This window comes from Nitrosophilus sp., from assembly GCF_982775275.1.
In genome coordinates this window covers 1-1,472 of record NZ_CEXZHP010000276.1, presented here as the reverse complement: position 1 = coordinate 1,472, position 1,472 = coordinate 1, and the positions used below count along the sequence as shown (strand labels likewise).

Here is a 1,472-nt window from a genome sequence, read left to right as displayed (position 1 = left end):
TTCACTTATATCGTTACGAATAAAATGGTAATCTTGCAAAATAAGGCTCTCAATCAACGCAAATGAGGGTTTTGTTGTGTCTATTTTTCCCCATTCCACACCGCCAAAGAGTGTGAATTTTTCCACAGCATCCTCCATGGAGGCGGGTGTGTGTTGTTTGTAAAAGTGTTGAAACTGTTGTTTGAGTGATTGGTTTTTGGTAATGATAGAGAACCCTTTTTTTGGCTAATTATACACTATTTTTAAAAAATCCCACAGTGATGTCGTTTGGAAGGTAGTCTTTTTGAAGAGAAAGGGTGGCGGGGCTGAGTTTTTGTGCAAGTTGTTGTATATCTTGCGTGTTGAGGTAGTTGTAGATGCCGGAGGTTTTTTCTCCAAAGAGCGCGTTAAATATGATACCCTGCGTTGCGTGTTGGTAGCAGTTGTGTAGAAAAAGGTAGCTCTCAAACTTTGTAAGGGTATTGAGTGCACCGCTACAGATATAATAATCGGCATAGGGGAGGGAGTGGTTGTGGAGTATATCGGTATGGAGTATTGTCTCTTGCGTGTTGCGTGTTGCGATGGAGCACATAAAATCTAAACTGTCGATACCTGTGTATTTTTTTGGCAGCGTGTTGCGTGTTTGCAAATAGGTGTAAAAATCTCCAAATCCACACCCTGCATCAACAAGAGAGAGATGGGTTAGATTGCAAGGAAGCATCTGGAGTATCTGCTCAAACCGTACCTCTTGGGAGTAGCAAGAGTGCCACTGCACACCCTGAGGGGTTTGTGCATACTTTTTCACAGAGGCTTTGTAAAATGTGTATGTATCTATACGGGGCATAAGGGTATCTCCTAGAGGCTGTTTTGTGTCCGTTTGGACTGCACTCATAATACTTGTGCTATTGTAACGCAGTTTGGTAATATGTTACAATACCCACAATACAGAAACAAAGGGACGCGATGAAAATAGCAGTAGTAGGGCTTGGCGGTGTCGGGGGTTATCTGGCTGCGTGTTTTGCACAAAACGGATTGGATGTTACGGGTTTTGGTCGGGGTGCGCATCTTCGTGCCATAGAGCAGCATGGGTTGCGTGTTGTAGAAGATACCCAAAGCTGGACGCAGCCTCTTTGTGTACAAACACTTCAAGAGGCGAAGGGGCGGTTTGATCTGGTTGTGTTTTGTACAAAAAGTTATGACCTTGAGGAGGCATATAAAAAGATAGAACCTTTGACAACACGCAACACCATAATGCTCTCTTTTGCAAATGGTATTGATAATGGAAATAAACTGCGTGATATGGGGGCTTTAAGGGTGCTTGATGGGTGTATATATATTTTGTCACATATACAAGAAGCGGGGGTGATTCGTAAAAAAGGGAGGGTGTTTGCTGCTGTTTTTGGCGGGGAGAAAGAGGCAGAAGATACCCTTGCTGCCCTTTTTGAACAGGCAAGACTGCGTTATAAGATTCCTGAAAATATCCAAGAGGCGTT

At 43.3% G+C, this 1,472-nt stretch carries 2 protein-coding genes; one reads left to right on the top strand and one right to left on the bottom strand.

Features of this window, described 5'->3' with window-relative positions:
• Positions 1 to 229: 229 nt before the first annotated feature.
• Positions 230 to 823: a class I SAM-dependent methyltransferase gene (locus AC30RD_RS09200; protein WP_489494233.1), complete on the bottom strand. Its 594-nt coding sequence runs from the start codon at positions 821 to 823 to the stop codon at positions 230 to 232.
• 119 nt (positions 824 to 942) lie between these two features.
• Here AC30RD_RS09200 and AC30RD_RS09195 point away from each other — a divergent pair.
• Positions 943 to 1,472: ketopantoate reductase family protein (locus tag AC30RD_RS09195; protein ID WP_489494231.1), on the top strand; the 530-nt coding region annotated here is incomplete at its 3' end.